This window comes from Azohydromonas lata, from assembly GCF_034427735.1.
Classification (GTDB): domain Bacteria; phylum Pseudomonadota; class Gammaproteobacteria; order Burkholderiales; family Burkholderiaceae_C; genus Azohydromonas; species Azohydromonas lata.
Map to the genome: position 1 here is coordinate 43,056 of NZ_JAXOJX010000025.1, position 23,582 is coordinate 66,637.

General features: G+C 68.8%; 19 protein-coding genes and 2 pseudogenes. 11 read left to right on the plus strand and 10 right to left on the minus strand.

Annotated features, from left to right (window positions below):
- Positions 1 to 5: 5 nt before the first annotated feature.
- From cysK to SM757_RS15910, 5 genes are all read left to right on the plus strand, one after another.
- The gene (cysK, locus tag SM757_RS15890; protein ID WP_322466239.1) at positions 6 to 1,007 is read left to right on the plus strand and encodes a cysteine synthase A; all 1,002 of its coding nucleotides are present in this window, start codon (positions 6 to 8) and stop codon (positions 1,005 to 1,007) included.
- 102 nt (positions 1,008 to 1,109) lie between these two features.
- Positions 1,110 to 1,577 (plus strand): rhodanese-like domain-containing protein, encoded by a 468-nt coding sequence (locus tag SM757_RS15895; protein WP_322466240.1) that lies wholly within the window; start codon positions 1,110 to 1,112, stop codon positions 1,575 to 1,577.
- A gap of 266 nt (positions 1,578 to 1,843) precedes the next feature.
- On the plus strand, positions 1,844 to 2,839 hold the full coding sequence (gene epsC / locus SM757_RS15900) for a serine O-acetyltransferase EpsC (protein ID WP_322466241.1): 996 nt from the start codon (positions 1,844 to 1,846) through the stop codon (positions 2,837 to 2,839).
- 236 nt (positions 2,840 to 3,075) lie between these two features.
- Positions 3,076 to 4,029 carry a family 2A encapsulin nanocompartment shell protein gene (locus SM757_RS15905; RefSeq protein WP_322466242.1) on the plus strand — a complete coding sequence of 318 codons (954 nt, stop codon included), beginning with the start codon at positions 3,076 to 3,078 and terminating at the stop codon, positions 4,027 to 4,029.
- Between the two features lie 15 nt (positions 4,030 to 4,044).
- A complete protein-coding gene (locus SM757_RS15910; protein WP_322466243.1) occupies positions 4,045 to 6,042 on the plus strand; it encodes a family 2A encapsulin nanocompartment cargo protein cysteine desulfurase in 1,998 nt (665 codons plus the stop codon).
- Positions 6,043 to 6,076: 34 nt separating this feature from the next.
- Here SM757_RS15910 and SM757_RS15915 read toward each other — a convergent pair whose 3' ends face one another.
- The 3 genes from SM757_RS15915 to SM757_RS15925 all read right to left on the minus strand — a co-directional run bounded on the left by SM757_RS15915 (position 6,077) and on the right by SM757_RS15925 (position 9,855).
- A complete protein-coding gene (locus SM757_RS15915; RefSeq protein WP_322466244.1) occupies positions 6,077 to 6,316 on the minus strand; it encodes a hypothetical protein in 240 nt (79 codons plus the stop codon).
- 230 nt (positions 6,317 to 6,546) lie between these two features.
- Positions 6,547 to 9,465, minus strand: coding sequence for a response regulator (locus tag SM757_RS15920; RefSeq protein ID WP_322466245.1), 2,919 nt, complete (start codon positions 9,463 to 9,465; stop codon positions 6,547 to 6,549).
- Positions 9,466 to 9,732: 267 nt separating this feature from the next.
- Entirely contained in the window at positions 9,733 to 9,855 is a 123-nt protein-coding gene (locus SM757_RS15925) for a hypothetical protein (protein ID WP_322466246.1), read from the minus strand.
- Between the two features lie 103 nt (positions 9,856 to 9,958).
- Between SM757_RS15925 and yjjJ the strand changes: the two genes are divergently transcribed.
- On the plus strand, positions 9,959 to 11,317 hold the full coding sequence (gene yjjJ, locus SM757_RS15930; RefSeq protein WP_322466247.1) for a type II toxin-antitoxin system HipA family toxin YjjJ: 1,359 nt from the start codon (positions 9,959 to 9,961) through the stop codon (positions 11,315 to 11,317).
- A gap of 72 nt (positions 11,318 to 11,389) precedes the next feature.
- Here the strand turns inward: yjjJ and SM757_RS15935 are convergent.
- Positions 11,390 to 11,641: pseudogene (locus tag SM757_RS15935) on the minus strand (transposase); the annotation flags it as partial.
- On the opposite strand from SM757_RS15935, the gene SM757_RS15940 reads away from it, so the two are divergent.
- The gene (locus SM757_RS15940) at positions 11,626 to 11,796 is read left to right on the plus strand and encodes a hypothetical protein (protein WP_407655767.1); all 171 of its coding nucleotides are present in this window, start codon (positions 11,626 to 11,628) and stop codon (positions 11,794 to 11,796) included. The pseudogene SM757_RS15935 and the gene SM757_RS15940 sit on opposite strands and share 16 nt — an antisense overlap.
- A 29-nt stretch (positions 11,797 to 11,825) precedes the next feature.
- Here SM757_RS15940 and SM757_RS15945 read toward each other — a convergent pair.
- A pseudogene (locus SM757_RS15945) lies at positions 11,826 to 12,853 on the minus strand (thiamine pyrophosphate-dependent enzyme); the annotation flags it as partial.
- Between SM757_RS15945 and SM757_RS15950 the strand changes: the two are divergent.
- Entirely contained in the window at positions 12,834 to 13,310 is a 477-nt protein-coding gene (locus SM757_RS15950) for an Lrp/AsnC family transcriptional regulator (protein ID WP_322466248.1), read from the plus strand. The pseudogene SM757_RS15945 and the gene SM757_RS15950 sit on opposite strands and share 20 nt — an antisense overlap.
- On the opposite strand, the gene SM757_RS15955 is transcribed toward SM757_RS15950, so the two are convergent.
- Positions 13,199 to 13,696, minus strand: a complete 498-nt coding sequence (locus SM757_RS15955) for a type II toxin-antitoxin system HicB family antitoxin (RefSeq protein WP_322466249.1) — start codon at positions 13,694 to 13,696, stop codon at positions 13,199 to 13,201. The genes SM757_RS15950 and SM757_RS15955 overlap by 112 nt on opposite strands.
- 417 nt (positions 13,697 to 14,113) lie before the next feature.
- Here SM757_RS15955 and SM757_RS15960 point away from each other — a divergent pair, with 417 nt between their 5' ends.
- On the plus strand, positions 14,114 to 14,956 hold the full coding sequence (locus tag SM757_RS15960; RefSeq protein WP_322466250.1) for a hypothetical protein: 843 nt from the start codon (positions 14,114 to 14,116) through the stop codon (positions 14,954 to 14,956).
- Positions 14,957 to 14,966: 10 nt separating this feature from the next.
- Here the strand turns inward: SM757_RS15960 and rarD are convergent, their stop codons facing one another.
- Positions 14,967 to 15,854, minus strand: coding sequence for an EamA family transporter RarD (gene rarD / locus SM757_RS15965; RefSeq protein ID WP_322466251.1), 888 nt, complete (start codon positions 15,852 to 15,854; stop codon positions 14,967 to 14,969).
- 210 nt (positions 15,855 to 16,064) lie between these two features.
- Between rarD and SM757_RS15970 the strand changes: the two genes are divergently transcribed.
- Complete coding sequence (locus tag SM757_RS15970; protein WP_322466252.1) at positions 16,065 to 16,403, plus strand: c-type cytochrome; 339 nt, start codon at positions 16,065 to 16,067, stop codon at positions 16,401 to 16,403.
- Between the two features lie 158 nt (positions 16,404 to 16,561).
- On the opposite strand, the gene SM757_RS15975 is transcribed toward SM757_RS15970, so the two are convergent.
- The 3 genes from SM757_RS15975 to SM757_RS15985 are packed head-to-tail and all read right to left on the minus strand — an operon-like array spanning position 16,562 to position 19,372.
- Entirely contained in the window at positions 16,562 to 17,563 is a 1,002-nt protein-coding gene (locus SM757_RS15975; protein WP_066333997.1) for an extracellular catalytic domain type 1 short-chain-length polyhydroxyalkanoate depolymerase, read from the minus strand.
- 43 nt (positions 17,564 to 17,606) lie between these two features.
- Positions 17,607 to 18,737: a ParB/RepB/Spo0J family partition protein gene (locus tag SM757_RS15980; protein WP_322466253.1), complete on the minus strand. Its 1,131-nt coding sequence runs from the start codon at positions 18,735 to 18,737 to the stop codon at positions 17,607 to 17,609.
- Positions 18,734 to 19,372, minus strand: a complete 639-nt coding sequence (locus SM757_RS15985; protein WP_322466254.1) for a nucleotide-binding protein — start codon at positions 19,370 to 19,372, stop codon at positions 18,734 to 18,736. Before SM757_RS15985 ends, SM757_RS15980 begins: the two co-directional genes overlap by 4 nt.
- A gap of 3,394 nt (positions 19,373 to 22,766) precedes the next feature.
- Here SM757_RS15985 and trfA point away from each other — a divergent pair.
- Positions 22,767 to 23,579 (plus strand): plasmid replication initiator TrfA, encoded by an 813-nt coding sequence (gene trfA / locus SM757_RS15990; protein WP_066334003.1) that lies wholly within the window; start codon positions 22,767 to 22,769, stop codon positions 23,577 to 23,579.
- The last annotated feature ends 3 nt before the right edge of the window (positions 23,580 to 23,582 follow it).

Here is a 23,582-nt window from a genome sequence, read left to right on the forward strand (position 1 = left end):
TCGCCATGCCCAACATATTCGAGGACAACTCGCTGTCCATAGGTCGCACACCGCTGGTGCGGCTGAACCGCACCACCGATGGTGCCGCCGCCGCCGTGCTGGCCAAGATCGAAGGACGCAATCCGGCGTACTCGGTGAAGTGCCGCATAGGCGCGGCGCTGATCTGGGACGCCGAGCAGCGCGGGCTGCTTGGGCTCGGCAAGGAGATCGTGGAGCCCACCAGCGGCAACACCGGCATCGCGCTGGCCTTCGTGGCGGCGGCGCGCGGCATTCCGATCACGCTGACCATGCCCGAAACCATGAGCCTGGAGCGGCGCAAGCTGTTGCTGGCCTATGGCGCCAAGCTGGTGCTCACCGAGGGCGCCAAGGGCATGAAGGGCGCCGTGGCCAAGGCCGAGGAGATCGCCGCCGCCGACCCCGGCCGCTACGTGCTGCTGCAGCAGTTCAAGAACCCGGCCAATCCGGCCATCCATGAACGCACCACCGGCCCGGAAATCTGGGAGGACACCGAGGGCGCCATCGACATCCTGGTTTCCGGCGTGGGCACGGGCGGCACCATCACCGGCGTGTCGCGCTACATCAAGCAGGCGCAGGGCAAGCCCATCGTCTCGGTGGCAGTGGAGCCCTCGGCCAGCCCGGTGCTCACGCAACGCCGCAATGGCGAGGAACTGAAGCCCGCGCCGCACAAGATCCAGGGCATTGGCGCGGGCTTCGTCCCCGACGTGCTGGACTTGTCGCTGGTGGACGCCATTGAGCAGGTCAGCAACGAGGAGGCCATTGCCGCAGCGCGGCGCCTCACGCGCGAGGAGGGCATTCTTGCCGGCATCTCCTGTGGGGCGGCCACCGCCGCCGCGTTGCGCTGGGCCCACCGCGCGGAGAACGCCGGAAAAACCATCGTGGTCATCCTGCCCGACAGCGGCGAGCGCTATCTCAGCTCCGTGCTGTTCGACGGCGTTTTCGACGCCAGCGGTCTACCCCCGGCGCCCGTGGCGGCTGCGGCGGCGTGATGCAGGCACGCAGAGGCGGCGGGCGCATGGGCACGGTGGCATGGCGGTGGGCAGCGTTCTTGCCCGCAGTGGCGCCATCCATTGCCGTTTCAAGGTGCCGCCATGTCCGCCCTGCCCTCCGAGCTTGTCCTGCATCCCTTGCTGGCCCAGGTGCAACTGGAGGCCTGTCTCACGGGCCTGGCCTGGGCAGGGCATGTGCTGCCGCGAGAGGCATGGGGGCTCGTGCAAGCTGGCGCGGCGGTGCTGGTGGACGTGCGCAGCCCGGAGGAGCGGCACTTCGTCGGCCGCGTGCCGGGCAGCCTGCACGTACCCTGGGCCAGCGGCACGGCGCTCACGCGCAACCCGCGCTTCGCGCGCGAGCTGCAGGCCAGGCTGTCGCCGCGCCAGCCGCTGCTCATGCTCTGCCGCAGCGGCGAGCGGGCGCAGGCGGCGGCCGAGGCGGCCACCCGCGCCGGCTTCATGTACGCCTTCAGCGTGCTTGAAGGTTTCGAAGGCAACCTGGACCCGGGGCAGCGCCGTGGGCGCCTCAACGGCTGGCGCTTCCACGGCCTGCCCTGGACACAGGATTGACATTGCGCGCTTCGCGGCGGCGCCCTTATGCAAAAAGCGAAGTTCTCAAACAGCTCCTGGTTATGTAGCCTTGAGGCTCGATGTACCCGAGCTTGCTCGCTCCGGCGCAAGCGTTGTCGGTTGCCCTGCGCAACCGCTTGCGTTGTGCCGGCAACGTCCGCGTGGGCTGCCCTGTCGAGGCAGCCGCAGCATTGATCCATTCCCGGGCCCCGTGGCCGGGGCGTTTGCCTGCCGGGCTGTTGGGCGGCAAGAGTTTTAAGTCATCGATGAACAACCACAGTGAATGGGACAGCCCGGGTGCGGGCGCCGCCAATTCGGGGCTGGAGCTTGAAGGTATCGTCGCGGCGCTGCGCCGCACGCGCGAGCGCTGGCGCGACGCGCAGCAGCGCCCGCGCGAGGTGGGCGCGCGCGAGCTGCCATCGCCGGAAGTGCTGCGCGGCATCGTGGCGGGCCTGCGCGGTGCGCTGTTTCCCATGCGGCTGGGCCCCGCCGACCTGCGCCAGGAGAGCGAGGACTATTACGTCGGCCACACGCTGGACTCGGTGCTGGGCACGCTGCTGTCGCAGGTGAAACTGGAGCTGCTGCACCTGCGCCGCCAGGCCGCGCGCGGCGCGCTGCCGGCCGAGCCGCACCCGCGGCTGCTGGACGAGATCGCGCAGCAGGCGCAGGCCATCGTGCGCGATTTCGCCCACACCCTGCCGCGCCTGCGCGAGCTGCTGGACAGCGACGTGATGGCCGCCTTCCATGGCGACCCGGCCGCGCTCAGCGTGGACGAGGTGCTGCTGTGCTACCCCGGCATACAGGCCATGATCCACCACCGCCTGGCGCATGAGCTGCACCGGCTGGGCGTGCCGCTGCTGGCGCGCATGGTGGCCGAGCTCGCCCACGGCGAGACGGGCATAGACATCCACCCCGGCGCCACCATCGGCCCGGGCTTCTTCATGGACCACGGCACGGGCATCGTCATCGGCGAGACGGCGCGCATAGGCGCCAGCGTGCGCCTGTACCAGGCCGTCACGCTGGGAGCCAAGCGCTTCGAGCTGGACGAGCACGGCCACCTGCAAAAGGGCGGCACCCGCCACCCCGTCGTCGAGGACGACGTGGTCGTGTATGCCGGTGCAACCATCCTGGGCCGCGTGACGATAGGCCGCGGCTCCACCATAGGCGGCAACGTCTGGCTCACGCACAGCGTGGCTGCGGGCAGCCACATCACGCAAGCGCGCACGCGAGACGAAGGACGGCCTCATGCCGACGCAGCCTGACCTCTGCCCGCGTGGCGCCGGTCCGCCCGCCGCAGCGGGCTGAGCCCGCACCTGATTTTCCCGCGCCTGAGCAGCGCGCAGGACCCATCCGACGCTTTCACGCCCTCATGTCCCGGCGTGCGGATGTGCTCATGCCGGCGACGGCGCTTGCAGTCTTCGCAGCACCCATTTTTTCGCTTTGAAGCGAATTCTTCGCGCAAGCCCCGCTTGCCAGTTTTTCACCAAGGAGCCCACGCATGAACCTTCCCGCCGAGCCCGTCGCGGCCGACCACGCCCCTGCCCACACCGTGCTGGGCGACAGCGCCGCGCGGCAGTTGGCCAACGCCACCAAGACCACGCCCATTCTTGCCACCGTCACGCCGCGCTGGCTCACGCACCTGCTGCAGTGGCTGCCGGTGGAAGCGGGCGTGTATCGGCTCAACCGCGTGCGCAACCCGCAGGACGTGAAGGTGCTGTGCGCCAAGCGCGACGAGTCCGAGCTGCCCGCCACCTTCGTGGACTACGAGGAGCAGCCGCACGAATACTTCCTCAGTGCCCTGAGCACGGTGCTGGACGTGCACACCCGCGTCTCCGACCTCTACAGCAGCCCGCACGACCAGATCAAGGAGCAGTTGCGCCTGACAATAGAGACGATCAAGGAGAAGCAGGAAAACGAGCTGATCAACAACCCGGACTACGGGCTGCTGGCCAGCGTGCACCCTGACCAGATCGTGTACCCGCTCACCGGCGCGCCCACGCCGGACGACCTGGACGAGCTGCTGGTGCGCGTGTGGAAGGAGCCGGCCTTCTTCCTGACCCACCCGCTGGCCATTGCCGCCTTCGGCCGCGAGTGCACGCGCCGCGGCGTGCCGCCGCCCACGGTGAGCCTGTTCGGCTCGCAGTTCCTCACCTGGCGCGGCATTCCGCTCATTCCCAGCGACAAGGTGCCCGTGGCCGACGGCAAGACCAAGATCCTGCTGCTGCGCGTAGGCGAAAAGCGCCAGGGCGTGGTGGGCCTGTTCCAGCCCGGGCTGCCGGGCGAGCAGAGCCCGGGGCTGTCGGTGCGCTTCATGGGCATCAACCGCCATGCGATTGCTTCGTACCTGATCAGCCTGTACTGCTCGCTGGCGGTGCAAAGCGACGACGCGCTGGCCGTGCTGGAAGACGTGGAGATCGGCAAGTACCACGACTACCCGGACACCTACAAGTAATTCGAGAGGCAGCCCATGCCCCAACTCACACCCTCCGACGCGGCGCCGCCCGGCTTGCCGGATGCCGCCGCCCTGGCGCGGCTGGCCGGCGAGCTCTTCGCCGCGCTGCCGGGCCAGGACGGCGCGCCCAACGCGCTGCTGCAGCGGCTGTTGCCCGGGCGCGACCTGCGCAGCCCCGCGCTGCCCGCGGCCGGCGCCCTGCCTCTGCCGGCACAGCCGCAGCCCGCGGGGCTGACGCTGCCGCCGGGCACGTTTGGCCCGGCCACGCCCGCCTCCGTGCCCTTCGGGGCGCTGCCGCCGGGGCACCAGGCGGTGCCGACCTCGCCGCAGTCGGCCGCCAACCTGCCGGCCTCGCTGCCCTCGCGCGTGCCGCATGCGCAAGCCGCCAACGGCGTGCCGGACCTCGTGCTCGGTGCTGCACCGGCCTACGAGCCGCGACTGGGCAGCGCGGCGCAGGACGTGCCGCAGGCGGCGGCGTCACCGGCATCCGCTTCCTTGCAGCGCGGCGATGGCGCCCCGCCGTTGGCCACGGCGGCGGAGCCCGCCGCCACAGCGGCAGCGCCCTACTACTTCCTGGACCTGCCAAAACCCACCGCGGCCGGGGCCGAGCCCGCCGCTGCGGGCCGGCCCACGCTGCCCGGCCTCGGCGCTTTCGAAGTGCCCAGGCTGAACACGCCAACGCCGCCCTCCACCCCGGCCGGGGTGCCCGGCGGCAGCGGCTTCTACTTCCTGCAGCACGCCACGCCGGCCGTGGTGCAGGCGCCGCCGCAGGTGGGCGCCACGGCCACGCATCCGCCCTTTGACGTGCACGCCGTGCGGCGGGACTTCCCCATCCTGCAGGAGCGCGTCAACGGCCGGCAGCTGGTGTGGTTCGACAACGCCGCCACCACGCACAAGCCGCAGGCCGTCATCGACCGGCTGGCGCACTTCTACGCGCACGAGAACTCCAACATCCACCGCGCCGCGCACGCCCTGGCCGCGCGCGCCACCGACGCCTACGAGGGCGCGCGCGAAACCGTGCGCCGCTTCATAGGCGCCGCGTCGGTGGAGGAGATCGTCTTCGTGCGCGGCACCACCGAGGCCGTCAACCTCGTGGCCAAGAGCTGGGGCGCCAAGAACATCGGCGAGGGCGACGAGATCATCGTCAGCCACCTGGAGCACCACGCCAACATCGTGCCCTGGCAGCAGCTCGCCGCCGAGAAGGGCGCGAAGCTGCGCGTGATCCCGGTGGACGACTCGGGGCAGGTGATTCTTGAGGCGTACCAGCGGCTGCTCAACAGCCGCACCAAGCTCGTGTCGGTGACGCAGGTCTCCAACGCGCTGGGCACGGTGGTGCCTGTCCAGGAGATCGTGGACATCGCCCACCGCCACGGCGTGCGCACGCTGGTGGACGGCGCGCAATCCGTGAGCCACCTGCGCGTGGACATGCAGGCGCTGGACACGGACTTCTTCGTGTTCTCCGGCCACAAGATCTTCGGCCCAACCGGCATTGGCGTGGTCTACGGCAAGCGCGAGGTGCTAGAGGACATGCCGCCGTGGCAGGGCGGGGGCAACATGATTGCGGACGTGACCTTCGAGCGCACCGTGTTCCACGCTCCGCCCACGCGCTTCGAGGCCGGCACCGGCAACATCGCCGACGCCGTGGGCCTGGCCGCCGCGCTGGAGTACGTGGAGCGCATCGGCATCGAGAACATCGGCCGCTACGAGCATGCGCTGCTGGACTACGCCACGCAGCACATGCGCCCCATTCCCGGCGTGCGCCTGGTGGGCACAGCGCGCGACAAGGCCAGCGTGCTGAGCTTCGTGCTCGACGGTTACGGCACCGGCGAGGTGGGGCAGGCGCTCAACCAGGAAGGCATTGCCGTGCGCACCGGCCACCACTGCGCGCAGCCCATCCTGCGCCGCTTCGGCCTGGAGGCCACCGTGCGGCCCTCGCTGGCCTTCTACAACACCTGCGAGGAGGTGGACCGCATGGTGAAGGTGGTGCGCCAACTGGCCGGCAAGCGGCGCTGAGGCCGCGCCCCCCGCAGGCGGCGCGGCTGCTGCGTCATGCCCGCTTCGGCGGGCATGACTTTTTGCGGGCGAGGCGAAAGCAGCCCGCCTCAAAGATCCGCGCGCCCGCCTCGCCCGCCGCGCCTTCCAGCGGCGTGATGCGCAAGCTCCCCACGCCGTCCACCGTCTCCTTGTCAGCCACGCCCTCCCGCATGCAACCGCGCACGTTCCCGGGACGGGAGTGCGCGAGCCACAGGCCAGGCGTGGCAGCAGAAAGCGGACAGGAGATTTCCATGCGACACAGCCCTGCAAGACATTGGAGAGGCCGCTTCTGTGGAGGCCTTTGCGGCGCGTGAACGCAGGCCTTTAACTTTCGATATGCGACGCAGCCGCGGGCTGCGCGGCAACTTCCACCACCATGCGGCCAACAGAATTTGAAATTTTCAAATCGGAGTATGGCGCGACGATCAGGATGAGAGACGCAGTTGAACAGGTTGACGCACCGGGCCAGCGCCGCTACGGCATTCAGCAAGCTTGGTGTGCTTTGCTGGAAAAAGTCTTTTCGCGGTCGAGCCACTTCAACAGGGTCGCATACAGCGCTTGCGGCTGCACCGGCTTGGTCACGAAGTCGTCCATGCCGGCGGCCAGGCAAGCGGCACGGTCTTCGGCAAAGGCGTTGGCCGTCATGGCCAGGACGGGCAGCGTCTGCAGTCCGGGCAGCGCGCGCAGTGCCCGCGTGGCCTGCAGCCCGTCCATGACGGGCATCTGCATGTCCATGAGCACCAGGCCGTAGCGGGCCTGGACCACCTTGTCCAACGCGGCTTGGCCGTTCTCCGCAAAGTCCACCTGCAGCTCCACCGCGCGCAGCAGCGCGAGCGCCACCTCGCGGTTGATGACGTTGTCCTCGGCCACCAGCACCCGCGTACCGGCATGGCGCTGGCGCAGCTCGGCATCGGCGCGTGCCGGTTGGGCAGGGTCCTGAGCCTGTGCACCGGCGCCACGGCCCAGCCATGCCGTGAACCAGAAGAGGCTGCCGCCCTTCTCGCGCGGCTGCGCGCCCGCACCGCCGCCCATGAGCTCAGCCAGACACCGCGTGATGGCCAGCCCCAGCCCGGTGCCGCCGTGCTCACGCGTGGTGGAAGCGTCGGCCTGCTCGAAGGCCTTGAACAGGCGCGGCAGTTGCGCCGCATCGATGCCCACGCCGCTGTCCTCGACTTCGAAGCGCACCAGCAGCCTGCCCTCGCGCTCCTGCAGTTGCCGCGCGCGCAGCACGATGCCGCCTTTGGGCGTGAACTTGAGGGCATTGCCTGCGTAGTTGAGCAGCGCCTGGCGTAGCCGCGTCTCGTCGCCGCGCAACCACCGCGGCAGCCCGCCGGCGTCCACCGCCAGGTACAGCCCTTTCGCAGCGGCGCCTTCGCTCAAGAGGGAACGGACCTGCTCCAGCAGCGCGGGCAGCTCGAAGTCACGTTCTTCGAGCTGAAGCTTGCCGGCCTCGATCCGGGAGAGATCCAGGATGTCGTTGATGATGGACAGCAGGTGCCGCGCCGCGTCCTCGATGCGGGCCACCTGTTCAGCCTGGCGCGGCATCAGGCCTTCGTGGCCGAGCAGGTGCGCCAGGCCAATGATGGCGTTCATGGGCGTGCGGATCTCGTGGCTCATGTTGGCCAGGAAGGCGCTCTTGGCCCGATTGGCGTCTTCGGCCTGGTAGCGCGCCGAGACGTCGAGCACGAATTCGAGTACCTCGTCGCCCACCTTGCGGGCCGCGAACAGGCCCCACCAGCGCGAGCCGTCCTTGCGGATGTACTGTTTTTCGTAGGGCGTCGTCTCGCCCAGCGTCAGCACGTCCTGCACCGCGCGCAGCGACGCCGCGTGGAACTCCGGCGGGGTGAATTCCTGCCAGGTCCGGCCCAGCGCCTCTTCGCGCGTGAAGCCGCTCATGCGCAGGAAGGCATCGTTGACCTGCGTGAGCCCGAAGCCCTCCCCCCAGAACAACACGCCCACCGTGGCAAGCGAAAACACGCCCTGCAGCCGCTCTTGCGCGGTACGCCGCGCCGTGACGTCCCATTGCACGCCCTTGACGCCCGCGCGGCCGGTGGCGGCATCCGCCACCCAGCGGCCCCGTTCCTCGATCCACACCAGCTTGCCGTCGCACGGGCGAAGCACGCGGTATTCGCCAAGCCATTCGTGGCCGCATGCGCCGGCATCGAGCAAGGCCGCGCGGTGCCGTGCCACATCGTCAGGGTGGATGAGCTTGAGGAACGTTTCGATGTCCAGCTGCCGGCTGCCCGGCAACAGGCCGAAGATCTCGGCTGACTCATCGGTGAGGCCGATGCAGCGCGTCGCCGGGTCCCAGTCGAAGACGCCCATCGTGGCCGCCCGCAACGCCATCTCCAGTTGCTCGCGGCTGTTGCGCAGCGCGGTTTCCGCGCGTGCACGCTCCACGGCGGCCCAGGTGCGCTCGGCCGTCTCTTCCACCAGTGCCAACTCCTCGTCGCTCCAGTGTCTGGGTGTGGCGCTGTGCACGGCCAGGATGGCCACCAGCACGCCCTCCTTGACCAGCGGCACGCCCACGGCGGCAAGAATCTGCACGGCGGCATGGGCCTGCCGTTGCGTGGGTGAGAAGCGCGGGTCAGTGCCACTGTCATGGAACACGAGGCGCCGGCCGGCGCAATACGTCGCCATGATCCAGTCGCCGAAGGTACGGGCCGAATACGGTCCATCGGCCAGCGACACGGTTGCGCGCTCGTAGCCTTTGACCACCATCCAGTCGTCGCCCTCGACCTCGGCATAGAAGGCCCGGTTCACGCCCAGCGTCTCACCCAGCAGCCGCGTGGCCTGGCGCTTGATGGCCTGAGCGTCCTGCAGCGGACGCAGCGCGTCGCTCAGGCGCAGCAGGAAGTCCTGTCGCGCTTGGCCTTGACGCAGCGCAGCTTCGGCACGCAGCCGCCGTGTCGTCTCGATGACGGTGACGAACACCGCCACCACGCGCCCAGCCCCGTCGCGCACAGGGCTGTACGTCAGCGAAAACCAGACGTTTTTCAACACGCCTGAACGCGCGAGCGGGTAGAGCGCGTCTTCGAACACCGATGACTCGCCGCGCCAGACCCGCTCGAAGATCGGCTCGTTGATGTGCCACACCTCGGGCCAGCACTCGCGTGTGGGCTGGCCCAGCCCCTGGGGATGCTTGACACCCGTCAAGTCCCGGTAGGCGTCGTTGTAGATCTGGATGAGCCGCGGCCCCCAAAGCACGATGCAGGCAAAGGGGTGCTCAAGCACGAGTTGCACTGTCGTGCGCAGGTTGGCGGGCCAGTGCTCGATGGGTCCTAGCGGCGTGGAAGCCCAGTCATGCACGCGTACACGCTGCGCCATCTCTCCAGCGCAGAACGGCCACCGGCCGGTGATGTCTTCGTCGGCGTTATCCATCTGCCCGGCAGCGTAGCCCATCCCAAGTGCGCCCTTGCCAAATCCGGCCACGATGCCCAGCACCTCGCGCGCCCTCGGTGCTCACGCCCACAGCCACGCTCACGACGCGCCCCGTGCGCTGGGGCGCCAAGAACTCGGGGAAGTAGCTGCCTTTGATGCGGGAGGGCCGCCCCTTATCCCGCGGCGCAGCGTGCTTCCCATGCGAGCCGGCGGTGCTACCGGATATGTCTTCTCCTGCAGTTGCACCCGCGCCGTAGCGGTGGCTGGCCTTCAATCTTTCAGAAGCCTTTACAGGGACATCACGTTGCCAATGGCAGGCATTTCTTCCGTGAGGCTCGCACCGCCCGGGCTGCGGCAATCTATGTCTATGGCACCGCCTTCGAGCGCCTGCGCCAGGCTTCGCTCAACCATGGAGAATGCATTTCTTATCGTTTTATAGATCGTTTCATGAAATAAGCATAACGAGGTTGAATAGCTCCATATATTGAGTTCAGATCGTCATTAAAATCGTTTCATGCCCTTGCCTGATGACCTTCTCCACACATTGCGGACCTGGCATCGCGCTCCGGCCGGGCAGTTGGTCGAGCGGCTGCAGATCAGCCGCGCGACGCTCAAGCGCGCGGTGGATGCGCTGGGGCCCTCGGTGGTGGCCCTTGGGCGAGCCCGCCGCACGGCCTATGCAGCACGGCGGGCACTGCGCGGCAGCATGCAGCCGCTGCCGCTTTTCGAGGTGGACCCCCAGGGGCGGCTGCACGAAGTGGCCAGCCTCTCGCCCACCTATCCCGACGGCTGTGCCGTGGAGTTCCTGCAGCCACCGGCGTGGCCCCTGGAGGAGGACATGCGCGATGGCTGGTTCGACGGCCTGCCGTACTTCCTGGACGACATGCGCCCCCAAGGCTTCCTCGGACGCAACTTCGCACGCCACCATGCCGCCTTGCTGCAGGTGAGCGAGCATCCCCAGGACTGGTTGGAGGACGACGTGCTGCATGCGCTGTCGCTGCTGGGCGTCGACCAGCCGGGCAGCTACATCCTGGGCGAGACGGCTTGTCGGCAATGGCTGGAGCACTCGCGGCATGAGCCGGCTGTTCTGGGCGACGAGGATGTCGCGGTCGGCTACCCCGCGCTGGCTGCACAGGCGATGAGTCTTGGCGTGGTCGGTTCCTCTGCCGGCGGCGAGTTTCCCAAGTTCACGGCCATGCGAAGCACTGGCGGCGTGCTGCGGCACGTCATCGTCAAGTTCTCGGGCTCGGATGACTCGGCCGGAACCCAGCGCTGGTCCGACCTGCTCGTGTGCGAGCACTTGGCCTTGAACGTGGTAGCACAGCACCTGCAAGCCGGCGCCGCAGGCAGCCGCATCTATCAGGTCGCGGGCCGGACCTTCCTGGAGGTCGATCGCTTTGACCGGCATGGCCATCTCGGCCGTTCACCGGTGTGTTCCTGGGCGGCCCTGAATGCGGCGCTTTTCGGTGCCAACGGCTTGCCCTGGACGGGCGCTTCGGCGGCGCTGCACGGGCGCAAGCTTGTTGACGCAGCAACGCAGTCGGCCATCGACGAGCTGTGGCATTTCGGCAGGCTCATCGCCAATACCGACATGCACGACGGCAACCTGTCGTTCAGGCCGGGGCTGGCGCTGGCACCGGCCTACGACATGTTGCCCATGCTGTACGCGCCGGCCCGGGGTGTGGAGTTGCCGACAAGGAACTTCTCGCCGCAGCTGCCCCTGCCTGCCGAGCGTACGGCGTGGGGCGCTGCCGCAGCCGCCGCACTGGACTTCTGGCAGCGCGCGTCAGGAGATCCCAGGATCAGCGACGGCTTTCGCCGCATCTGTGAGCAGAACCATCGAATGCTTGTCGCAATGGTGCAGTCGGCCTGAGCGCCAACCAGGGCATCTGACCTTGCTCCTGTTTCCCGTAGTTCTTATTGACTCGGCATTAACGAACTTGACTCAGGCGGCATAACGAACCAGCTCGTGCTCGAAGTAGCTGCAGATACGTTCAGGCCGGCGCTGCACGCTGCGCAGGTGCTGCGCGGTGGCCTTGACGAGTTGCAGCTTCGTGCGTGCTGACGCCAGCTTCGTGACCGCCTGCTTCAGATCCGCGTTGGTCATCTCGCCGGTGTTGAGCTCGGGGCTATAGCTTGGAAGGTAGAACACCTCGATGGCCTCGTGATGCTTGCTCAGCCATGCCTGACGAGGTTGGCGTGGTGCACGCGCCAGTTGGTTCGTTGGCGCAGCGCGTGTTCACCGACATCCGGCGCTGGAGCGTGATGCCGCACGGCGGCCACTTTGCCGCCATGGAGCAGCTCCAGGCGCTGGCTGAGGAAATCCGCGCCTTCTACCGGCCGCTGCGCTGAAGCTGCCGGCCGCCGCACTCCCTGTTCCTCTACTCGCCCAGCACCATCTCATGGTGGCCACTGCCGGCCGGGATCATCGGAAAGCAGTTCTCGTCGGAGCGCACGCGCACGTCGAGGAAGAACGGTCCACCGCTGTTGAGGCATTCGGCCAGCGCCGCGTCCAGGTCGGCACGCCGGTCCACGCTACGCGCCTGCCAGCCGAAGCCCCGCGCCACGGCCACGAAGTCGGGTTGCGACTCGTGGTAGCTCTGGCTGTAGCGCCCGCCATGAACCAGCTCCTGCCATTGCCGCACCATGCCCATCCAGCCGTTGTTGCACAGCACCACCTTGACCGGCGTCCGGTGCTGGCGTGCCGTGGCGAGCTCCTGGATGTTCATCAGGATCGAGGCGTCGCCGCTGACGCACACCACGGTCCTGTCCGGGTGAGCGAGCTGCGCGCCAATGGCGGCCGGCAATCCATAGCCCATGGTGCCCGCGCCACCGGAAGTCAGCCAGTGCTGCGGCTGTTCGATACGCAGATGCTGCGCGGCCCACATCTGATGCTGGCCCACGTCGGTGGCGACCACGGCGTCGTGCCCATCGAGTTGTGCCTGCAACCGGTTCATCAGCGCTTGCGGCGCGATGACCTCGGTCGTGTCTTCGAAGTCCAGGCACCGCTGCGCGCGCCAGCCCTCGATGCGATTCCACCAGTCGGTCAACTTCGGCCCCCGAGTTGACGAGCCCGCCACCGCCGTAGAACACCGGCCGGCGCGCCGCAGCAATCAGTGCGGCGGCCTCCTCCAGCGCCGCGGCCGGCAATGGCGGCTGCGCCGCCTTGGGCGCAGGGTTGGGCAGGAGCGAAAGGCCGTGCCGCACCGGCGCCGCTTGCACGTCCTTGGGCAGGTCCACCAGTACCGGGCCGGGACGGCCACCCGCGGCGACGCGAAATGCCTCGCGCAACGTGGCCGGCAGCGTCTCGGGATCATGTACGCACATTCCAGCGGGTCACCGATTTGGAGATGGCGAGCGCATCACACTCCTGGAAGGTGTCCGTGCCGATGGCGCTGGTCGCCACTTGGCCGCTGATGCAGACCAGCGGCATCCTGGAGGCGCTGCAGCGCGACGCGCGCATGAGCCTGCAGGAGCTCAGTCAGCACGTGGGGCTCACCAACTCGCCGTGCTGGACCCGGATCAAGCGCATGGAGCAGGCGGGCGTGATCGAGGGCTATACGGTGCAGCTCAATGCCGAGCGCCTCAACCTGTCCGACACGGTCATCGTGCAGGTGACGTTGGACTCCCACTCCGACGAGGCGCTGTTTGAATTTGGCCGCGCGCTGGAAGCCATCCCGGAAGTCATTGAGGCGTTCCTTGTGTCCGGCGACTATGACTACTACGTCAAGATCGCCGTGCGCGACACGCGCGACTACGAGCGGCTGCTGCGCGAGCGGCTATACAAAATTCCCGGCATCCGCCACAGCAAGTCCAGTTTCGTGCTGCGCACTCTCAAGCGAAGCCCGCTGCCCATTCGCCGCTGAACATCGCTGTGGCGCGTATGACGATGGACACTGAAACTACCGAACCCCTGCATGGACGACGTCGCCAAAGCCGAGGTGAAGCTCAGGCCTGCGCGGAACCCAGCCACCGAGGCGCGGCGCTCGGTCTCGGCCTGCGCTACTTGGACGATGCCCCGCGCGCCCAGCGGGCGCAAACCCACCATGGCGGCTATGTCCGACTCGAAGGCATCGCGGGCGTTGTGCAAGGCGTCCTCGACGCTGTCGCCGTCGGCCATGACGCCGGGCAGATCGGGAAACGTCACCAGGTAGCCACCCCCATCCTCCTCGCTGAGAGGGCTGACGAGGCGCGCGTAGTCCTCGAAGGGATACGGCGGGAGAACAGGCTGGATGTGCTTGACGTCGCCCATGGCTCAATTCCCTGGATGCGATCGACGAGGGCCACGAACTGCTTGACGTAGATGGCCTTGATCGGTCGGTGAGCGGGCACGGTCACGATGTCGGAGACCGCCGGATGCGCGCGACTGATGCAGCAGATCTTGCTTATCCAGATAACCGTTCATAATCTTTGCTATACATAAATTCCAGCAAGATCGCCGCCATTGGCCACCACTTGTTGAGCCTCGTGGAGCCACAAGCACTTGCGCAGGCCCTGCCCCAGGCGCCTCCACGCAATCCCACCTGAAAGGGTTGAGAAAGTGTCGGCCGCCCGTAACCACGCTTTTCCGCAACGTTGCTTTGCGCCAGCCGATTGAAGGCATCGGCTGGATCCGGGCTCGCCGTTACGCTGGCGGCCCCTGGTTCAAGCGACAGCAGGAGGTATGGCCATGCTGGAGGGGATTTTTGACACATGGGGCCGTCGCGGGCGCTGGCGTGCGGGCGGCGGCTGGGGTGCCGCGCTGCGCTGGCTGGCGGCACTGGCCACGGCGTTCGCGGCGCTGGGCGCGCCGCTGCAGGCGCACGCGCTGGGCGTGCGGGTGCCGGGCACGGCCAACCCATGGCTGGCCGGCATGCCGGACGGCAGCATCGACCCGCCGGACAGCGCGCCCGCGCAGTCGCCGGTGCTGCTCAGTGGCCTGGACCTGAGCCGCCTGGACGTGCTGACCTTCAGCGTGCGCGGCGGCGTGGCCAACTGCCCGGCCACCAGCACCAGCACCTTTTGCTGCCCCGAGTGCGGACGGGCCTTTCCCCGCGCCGACGGGCCGGTGCCGGGCGTGGACGGCGCCACCGAGGTATTCACCCATGCGCCGGTCAACGGCATGTCCAACCTGCGCGCGCCCATCAACTCGCTCATAGGCGTGTTCCTGGGCCCGTCATTGCCCACCGCGGGGCCGACGCCGGACGACCTTGATTTTTCCGGTAGCGGCCTGGGGCTGGACTTCCGCACGCTGCACCCGCAGCTCAAGCAGACCTTCTTCATCGGCGACGGGCTCACCGGCCGCGGCAGCGGCGAGCGTCAGCAGTTCTTCGTCCCCGAAGGCGCCACGCGGCTGTACCTGGGCACCATGGACGGCTACGAGTGGAGCAACAACGCCGGCGCCTTCCGCGTGCGGGTGCCTGCCGTGCCGGAGCCCCCGGCGCCGCTGCTGCTAGCGCTGGGCGCGGCGGCGCTGGCCGGGTGGACGCGCCGCGGCGCGCGCGGACGCCCAATGGGTGCGCTGCCCGCCTGAGCGGCCGGGCTCAGGCCATGGCCGCCGCCGCGCGGCGGCGGGCCGCCCACAGGCCCTCGGCGCTGTACAGCGCCAGGGCCGCCCAAATCAGGACGAAGCCCAGCACGCGCGTGCCCTGAAAGGGCTCGTGGAACACCCACACGCCCATGAGCAGCTGCAGCGTCGGTCCGATGTACTGCAGCAGCCCCAGCGTGCCCAGCGGAATGCGGCGCGCGCCGGCGGCAAACAGCAGCAGCGGCACCGCGGTGATGGGCCCGGCCAGCAACAGCCAGCCCACGGTGGGCGCGTCGGCCTGGGCGATGGCGCTGCTGCCGGAGAGCGTCCACAGCGCCAGGGCCGGCACGGCCAGCGGCGCCAGCAGCAGCGTCTCCAGCGCCAGGCCCTCCAGCGTGCCCAGCGGCGCGGTCTTGCGCATCAGCCCGTACAGGCCGAAGGACGCCGCCAGCAGCAGCGCGATCCAGGGCAGTTGCCCCGCCTGCCAGGTCAGCCACAGCACCCCGGCCCCGGCCAGCGCCACGGCCGCCCACTGCAGCGGGCGCAGCCGCTCGTGCAGGAAGGCGTAGCCCATGAGCACGTACACCAGCGGGTTGATGAAGTAGCCCAAGCTGGCGTCTATGACGTGCCCGTTGTTGACCGCCCACACGTAGACCAGCCAGTTGCCCGCCAGCAGCAGCGCGCTCACGGCAAACAGCAGGAGCTGGCGCGGCGACTTCAGGGCCGGCTTGAGCAGGTGAAAGCGCCGCATCGCGCCCAGGACGACGAGCAGGAAAACCAGCGACCACACCGTGCGGTGCAAGACGATTTCCAGCGAAGGGACCGCGGAGACCTGGCGGAAGTACAGGGGAAACAGGCCCCAGGCCACGTAGGCCAGGGCCGCATACAAAATGCCGACATTCATTCACGGGGATTCTAGGCAGCGCCCTGCGCACCGCCCCCCGGCCGCCGCCTTGCCACCGGCCGGCACAGGGCTGCACCGCACGCGGCGCGCCTGAATGTCTCCAGATTTCCAGGACTTTCCGGTATGCACTGCGCGTTTTTTAAGCCTGGCCGGCCGACATGGGCGCACGCAGCCGCGTGTCTGCTGCTGGCCGCGCCGGCATCCGCCGCCTTGGGCGCCGAGGCCGGCGGTGCGGGCGGTGGTGGCAACCCCGTGGCGGGCAAGGCGGTGTTTGCGCGCTGCGCCAACTGCCACCAGCTTGGGCCGTCGGCGCGCGGCGGGTTTGGGCCGCAGCTCAACGGCATCGTGGGCCGCAAGGCCGGCAGCACCACCGACTTCCACTATTCCGACGCCCTGAAGAACGCGGATTTCGCCTGGACCGAGGAGCGGCTGCGCGCCTTCATCCAATCGCCCAACCGCACCGTGCCGGGCAACAAGATGCGCTTCTGGGGCTTGGGCGACCCGCGCCAGATCGACGATTTGTTGGCTTACCTGCGCACGCAGCGCTGAGGCGGCAGGACGATCCAACGAGGCCAGAAAGCACGGGCTTCAGCCGCTGCCGGCCGTGCCACCGCGGGCCGTTTGGGACGTCCCAAACTACCCGCCTCCGCAGCGGTCCCCGAGGGCGGCTGCGGGCACGGCGTGCGGGCCCCGGCGGCGCCGGGCGCTCAGCCCTTGTCGAAGCAGTTGCGCGCAAAGCGCCAGACCAGGCGCGAGGCGCAGGGGCCGGCCGGATCGCTGAAGCGCTCGCGCGCCGCGCCGCCGCTCCAGGCGTGGCCCAGGCCCTGTATCTCGCACAGCGTGGCCACGGTGCGGCGGCCGGCCTTGTAGTCGGTGACGTGCATGGCGTGGCGCTGGCCGCGCTGCACCACGCGTGCGGCGCCGCCGCGGGCACCCACGGCCTCGGCCCACAGCTCAGCGGCGGCAGCAGCGTTGCGCGAGGACACCACCGCGTCTGCGCTGCCGTGCAGCACCAGCAGCGGCGGCAGCGAGGCGCCCGCCAGCAGCGCCGGGCCGACCGGGACGACGCCCTGCGCGCCGTGGCCCAGCATGGCCCGCAGCGCGGTGGCCGAGGAGCGCGCCACGCCCGGCGGCACGCCGGAGTGCATGGCCACGGCCTTGAACAGCTGCGGCCGCCGCACGGCCAGCAGCGCCGCCATGCTCGCGCCGGCCGACAGCCCCGCCACGGCGATGCGGTTGCGGTCCACCGCCTGCGCCAGCGCCACCTGCTCCACCGCCGCCACCAGCGTGGCCGCCTCGGCCAGCGCCTGGCCGCTGCGCGTGTCGTACCAGTTCCAGCAGCCTTGCGGGTTGGCGCGCCTGTCCTGCTCGGGGTAGAGGACGAAAAAGCCTTCGCGCGCGGCCAGCCGGTTCATGCCGGTGCTGATGGCAAAGCCGTGCGCGTCCTGGCTGCAGCCGTGCAGCATGACCAGCAGCGGCAGCGGCGTGGACCGCCCTGCCCCCTCGGGGCGGTACAGCCGCCAGCGCCGCGCGCCGGCCGGGCCCAGCACGGTGCCGCTGAGCCAGTCGCCCGGCCCCGGCGGCGGCGCGTGGGCCGCAGCCACCGCCTTGACCATGTCCTGCGTCAGCCGCTGGCCGGCGCGCGCGACGCTGCGCACCTGGCGCTGCGCGGCCTGCTGCCACAGCGATACGAGCTTCACATTTCGCATGCCCAAAAACCTTGCTGCGGGTGGCCGGCGTGACCTGCCCTGGTCAAACCTTGAGCGCCTTTTGCAGCCGCTGCTGCAGGTCGCGCGCCTCGTCGTCGCTCAGGCCTTCGAGCAGGAGCTGGATGCGGCCGTCCTCGAAAGTCTTGAGCTCGCCCTTGCCCGCGCCGAAGCTCACCTTCATGCGCGAGGCGTGCGGGCGCTTGTAGGGGCCCTTCTCCGCCGCCTTGCGCAGGTTGTCTATCTCGCGAAAGCTCATGCCGCGGGCGCGGGCGCGCACGACCAGCTCCAGCGTCTTGTCGTCGCCGCAGGTTTCCCAGTAGGCGCGGATGGAGGCCAGCGTGCGCGCATACAGCAGCGCCGGCACCTCGGCCAGCGCCTGCAGGATGCTCCTGGGCATCTTGGCCAGCGACAGCACGCGGCTGACGTCGCCCTCGTGCAGCCGCAGCGCCTCGGCCAGCGCACGCTGGTGGGGATAGACGCCGGTGTCCAGCAGCTCCTTCCAGCGCAGCGCCTCGTCCAGGTTGGAGGGGTTGGAGCGCGCCTCGTTGGCCGCGCGCGCCGTCTCGTACAGCGTGCGCACGCTCTGCGGCTTGGGCCGGATCTCCACGCGCAGCGTGGGCCAGTTGAGTTGCTGGCAGGCCTTCTGGCGGGTCTGGCCCTCGATGAGGACGACGTGGTCGTCCTCCACGTAGCCGGTGGCCGCGGTGGTCTGGCCCTCGTCCAGCAGCGACTGCGCCATGTTCTCCACGGCGTCCACCGTGTAGAAGATGCGCGGGTTCACCGGGTTGGGCCGCAGGCACTCGTGCGGCACCTCGTAGACCTGCCCAACCTGCCAGGGGCCGTAGTAGAGGACGGTTTGGGACGTCCCAAACTCGCCGTCCACGCCATCGTCCGGCGCTGCGGCGATGAGGCCGCGCACCGCGGCGGGTGCAGCCGCGGCGGGTGCGGCGGCTGCACCCGCCGCCTGGCGGGCCGGCGCGCTGGAGGGGGCGGTGTCCGGGGCCGCAGCGGGTGCGGCGACGGCTTGGGCGGCGGCGGGCGCGGCGTCAACTGCGGCGGCTTCGGCCTGGAGTGCGGCGGCGTCCTCGGCGCTGACCTTGGCGCCCTGCGCCTCGGCCTTGGCCACGCGCTGGGGGTCGAGCTGGATGGGGCGGAATTTCTGCCTGAAGCTCATGCGGCCTCCATCTCGTTGATGCGGCGAGCCACCTCGTCGTAGACGGCGCGCATTTCCGTCGCGGCCGCGCCGGCGCCGGAGATCTCGTGGATGGCCAGCCCGTTGCCGGTGGCCTCCCACACCTTGCGCCGCGGCAGCACGGCGTCGAACACGCGCACGCCCGCGTCGCTGAACTGCCGGCGCACGAACTGCGTTTCCTTGGCGCGCGGATGCAGCGCCACGCGGTTGAGCAGCACATAGACGGGCACCTGCACGTCCTGCAGCAGCGACAGCGTCTGCACCGTGCGCGCGATCTCCGGCTGCATGGGCCCGCAGGGCAGCAGCACGAGGTTGGAGATCTCGGCGCACTCCTTGATGACGGCCTTGTTGCCCGCGCCGATGTCCACGACCACGAGGTCGTACTCGCGCGCCAGCGCGGCGATGGTGCGGGCGCACTGGCGCATGACGCCCACGACGTTGATGGGCGGCTCCACGCCGTCCTCGCTGCGCGCGTTGCCCCAGTCCGTGGAGGTGCCCTTGTCGTCGGCATCCACGATGACCACCGAGGCGCCCTCGGATGCCGCCATGGTGGCCAGGCACACCGCCATGGTGCTCTTGGCCACACCGCCCTTGATATTTGCAATCGTCAGAATCACGTCCGCCTCCTGAAGGCGCGATTTTGCGGCGATACACGGCACCCCAACACCGGATTTGCGCTTTGATGCACCGTAAAGTTTGCTGGGTGCCGGAAAGTGTGGGGCGCATGCGACGCATGCGGTTCGCAGTCGGGGAGCTTGGGGCAGGTGCGCGGAGAGTTTGGGACGTCCCAAACCGGCGCCTGGACGCGAGGCTGCGACACGCGCGGGGAAAAATGCGGCCCCTCACCGAACAGCGAACGCTTTACTTACCGCCTGGGTTTGGGACGTCCCAAACGAGCGCTTGAACACGCGATCCAGGCTCCCTCTTGGCCACTGCGTCACCACCGGCCTGCAGATGCGTTGCCAGCAGCCTCTGGTTTGGGACGTCCCAAACCACCCTTCGTCTCCAGAGGTGAGCGCAGACAGGCACCAGCCGCAGCCGACTCGGCCGCTGACTCCCATCCGTCATTACCGAAAGCGGGAACCCAGGAAGTCCCCAAGCTGGCCACCAGTGCGAAAGCCGGTATCGCAAGGCTTGAATCGCTGCTTTTCCGTGTCGCGTCTTCGCTGCGGCGCAGCGATCGCCCAGGTTCCCGCCTTCGCGGAAATGACGGGCGAGGGTGCTGAACGTTTGGGCTCTCGGGCCGCCAGCGTGGGGCGTTTGCCGCACAGGTACGGCTCCAAGGAGTTCAGTTTGGGACGTCCCAAACAATGGTTGAACCCACATGCCACACGGTCCGCCTTGGTTTGGGACGTCCCAAACCGGTGTTCGAGTCCACTTGCCGAACACCACAGACAGCGCATTGCACGCCGTCGTACCTCAAACGGCGCACACGCCTGCCCCGGTTTGGGACGTCCCAAACGGCCCGTTCTGTCTAGAGTAAGAAGCGCGGACAAGCGTCAGCCGCAGCCGGCACCGCCGCGCACACTCAACCGTCATTCCCGTGAAGGCGCACGGCTGTCCGGGGAAAACGTAACGGTCGCCGCACAGGGCTGTAGGCCGAAGAAAAACCGCCGTCATCCCGGCGAAGGCCGGGATCCACGCGCACTAAGGCGCTGGCGTGAAGCCTGTTGGCACGCTGGGGTGCACAACGGGGCGACATCTCGGCACTCGTGGTGCTTGATTGAACAGCGTGCCCGCCACCGTTACGTTTTCACCGGACAGCAGTGCGCCTGCGCGGGAATGACGAAGTGGAGGGCGAAGCGCCTGGGCTCACGGGATGCCAGCCTGGGTTGACCTGGTACGAACGAGCGGGCATTCCGTGACGCAGATGGGCTCCAAGGAGTGCAGTTTGGGACGTCCCAAACAACCGGCCTTCATGCGCTCGCCGATCACTGCAGGGTGCAGTGCACGCCGTCGCGCCACAAACGGCGTGCACGCCAACCCCTGTTTGGGACGTCCCAAACCACCCCTCGTCCCCAGAGTGAGCGCAGACAGGCGTCAACCGCAGCCGACTCGGCCGCTGACTCCCGCCCGTCATTACCGAAGCAGGGAACCCAGGGGGCGCCCAAGCTGGCTCGCTCCGGCGCAGGGCCGCCGAAGTTCCCCCTTCGCAGAAATGACGGGCGAGGGTGCCGAACGTTTGGGCTCTCAGGCCGCCAGCGGGGGTTGGCTTTGTGCGACCTGTCGGGCAGCTCGCCGCGCAGGTGGGCTGCGAGGCGTTCAGTTTGGGACGTCCCAAACCGACGCCCGGATGCCAGGCCTGGGCATACGGAGACAAAGGCCTGGAGCCCGGACAAGTCGCGAGCGTATGACCAGTCCGATAGGGTTTGGGACGTCCCAAACCATGCCGCGCCTGCAAAGTGAGTGCGGACAAGCGCCAGCCTTAACCGACTCGGCCGCTGACTCCCACCCGTCATTCCCGCGAAGGCAAGAAACCAGGAGACCCCAAAGCCGGCCGGACCGTTCGCCGGCCGGCGTCATGAAGTCTTGAGCCGCCGCTCCTTCGCGTCGCCCCTTCGCTCCGGTGCGGAACCACCCGGGTTCCCACCTTCGCGGGAATGACGGATGAGATTGCCAAACGTCTGGGCTTTCGGGAGGCCAGCACAAGCTGGTTTTGCGCAAACCATCGCGCATACCGTCGTCAAATGGGCTTCAGAGTGTTCAGTTTGGGACGTCCCAAACCCGAGCCAAAACGTGCAACCAGCCCGTGAATGCATTGCACACCACCTGCGCGGGCGTTGAGCACGGCCCGCTCCCTCCATCACCAGCCTGCGCGCCCTCCAAGCCGGCCCAATGCGCCCTTACCCCGCAGTCCCAGCCGAGTTATCCACAGGCTCGCCTTCTGACTCTCGCCAACCCGCCCGCTGACTCCCAGTTACGAGAGCCGCCGCCGCCGCCCACCCACGCCTTGCGACTCCCCCGCGACACGCCCGCTGACTCCCGCCACCCACGCCCGCTCACTCCCGCGGCCGCGCCCTCTGGCTCCCACCTGGGAGTCAGAAGAACTTTTAAAATCAATAACTTACATTGCTTATTCACAAGGCTGAATCGTCTTTAATCGTCTTTGAATCCGTCTTGAATCAGCAAAAACCGGGAGCCTGAAGGCGTTGGCGCTGCGCGAAAAGCACCGTTTCCTGCCCACGTTGGGCGATCAGGAGGAAAACCCGGCGCGCCAAGGCCTTGACTGCGGAAGTCGAAGCATCCGGCGAAGGAGGATGCGACTACAAACCGGGACTCAGAAGGCGTGTGTGGACCCGCACCGGAGCCCTCAAGCCGCATGGCCGTGGGTGCCGGGGGCCGTCACGCCATCTGAAGGCACGCACGCGGACCGTCAACTCGCCACCGCGGCGCCAGGGATCGCCTTCTGACTCCCACGGCCGGGGTGGCCGACGGCACTGCCCGGGAGTCAGAAGGCGCGCCCGGGGGGAGTCAGCAGGCGTGTGCGCCACCGCTGGCCCCGGTGGGAGCCACAGGGCGTGCCGCCCGCCCGGGAAATGCCTAGGCGGCGGGAGTCACAAGGCCTGAACGGCGATACCCCGCCCCGAAGGGCCGCCGAAGCAGGCGGCCACCGGGAGTCAGCCGCCCACACGGCGCCTGATCGCCCCGCCAGCGGGAGCCAGAAGGCGTGCCGCGGGGACGGCGGCGGCGGCTTCGGGAGTCAGCGGGCGTGGGTTGGGAGTCACAAGGCGTGCATAGGGAGTCAGAAGGCGTGCGCGTGCGCTTGTCGGCCCTTGCAACGCTCGCGGACACTCGCCCCGCGGCGCTGCAACCGCCGGTTCGGCCGATCCGCCGTCCCACTGAATCGCCTTCTGGCTCCCACCGGCGCCAGGCATGGCTGCGAACGGTGAGCCGGCAGGTCGTCCAACCGCCACCGCCACGCCTTTTGACTCCCGGTACAGCCGGCCACAACGACGACGTTTCTCAACCATGCCACCGGAAAAAAGCCCGCCCAGCAGTCCGCGTGCTCCCGTGGCCGCCGCGCCGTCGCAATTGCCGCTGTGGCACGACCGGGTGCGGGGCCTGCCCAACCCCATCGCCCGCTCCTCGCTGTTCACCGTCGGCAACCAGAACGAGCCGCGCAACTTCTACCGCGAGCACCGCACCATCCAGACCCTGGCCGGCTGGGTGCTCACCGTGCGCGGCGAGGAGCTGCGCCAGGACGACGAGGACGTCTTCCTGCAGCTCATCCACCTGGCCCGCTGCCGCCCGCTGGGCGAGGCGGTGAGCTTCACGGCTTATTCCTTCCTCAAGGAGCTGGGCTGGAAGCGCAGCGTCGAGGGCTACAACCGCCTCAAGGCCAGCTTCGACCGGCTGCAGTTCACCAGCATCCGGCTGAGCTCCGACGCCTCCGGCGCCGATGGTTTCTACCTCTACCAGGGCGCGCTGCTGCGCAAGTTCACCGGCAAATCCGCCAGCGGCGACGAGCCCAAGGCCAAGTGGACGGTCTGGCTGGAGCCGGAAATCATCAAGCTCTTCGGACCCAGCACGTACACGCAGGTCTGGTGGGAGCAGCGCCTGAGGCTGCGCAGCGCGCTGGCCAAGTACCTGCACAGCTACTTCTCCACCCACGAGGCGCCTTACCCGCTCAAGGTCGAGACCTTGAAAGGCCTTACCGGCTCGCGCGCCGCGCGGCTCACCGACTTCCGCAAGGCGCTGCGCGTGGCGCTGCAGCAGCTCGTCAACGAGGGCTTCCTGGACAACTGGACCATTGACGGCTCCGACATCGTCCACGTCACCCGCAGCACCAAGGGCAAGGCCAGCAAGGTGCTGCCCACGGCCTGAAGC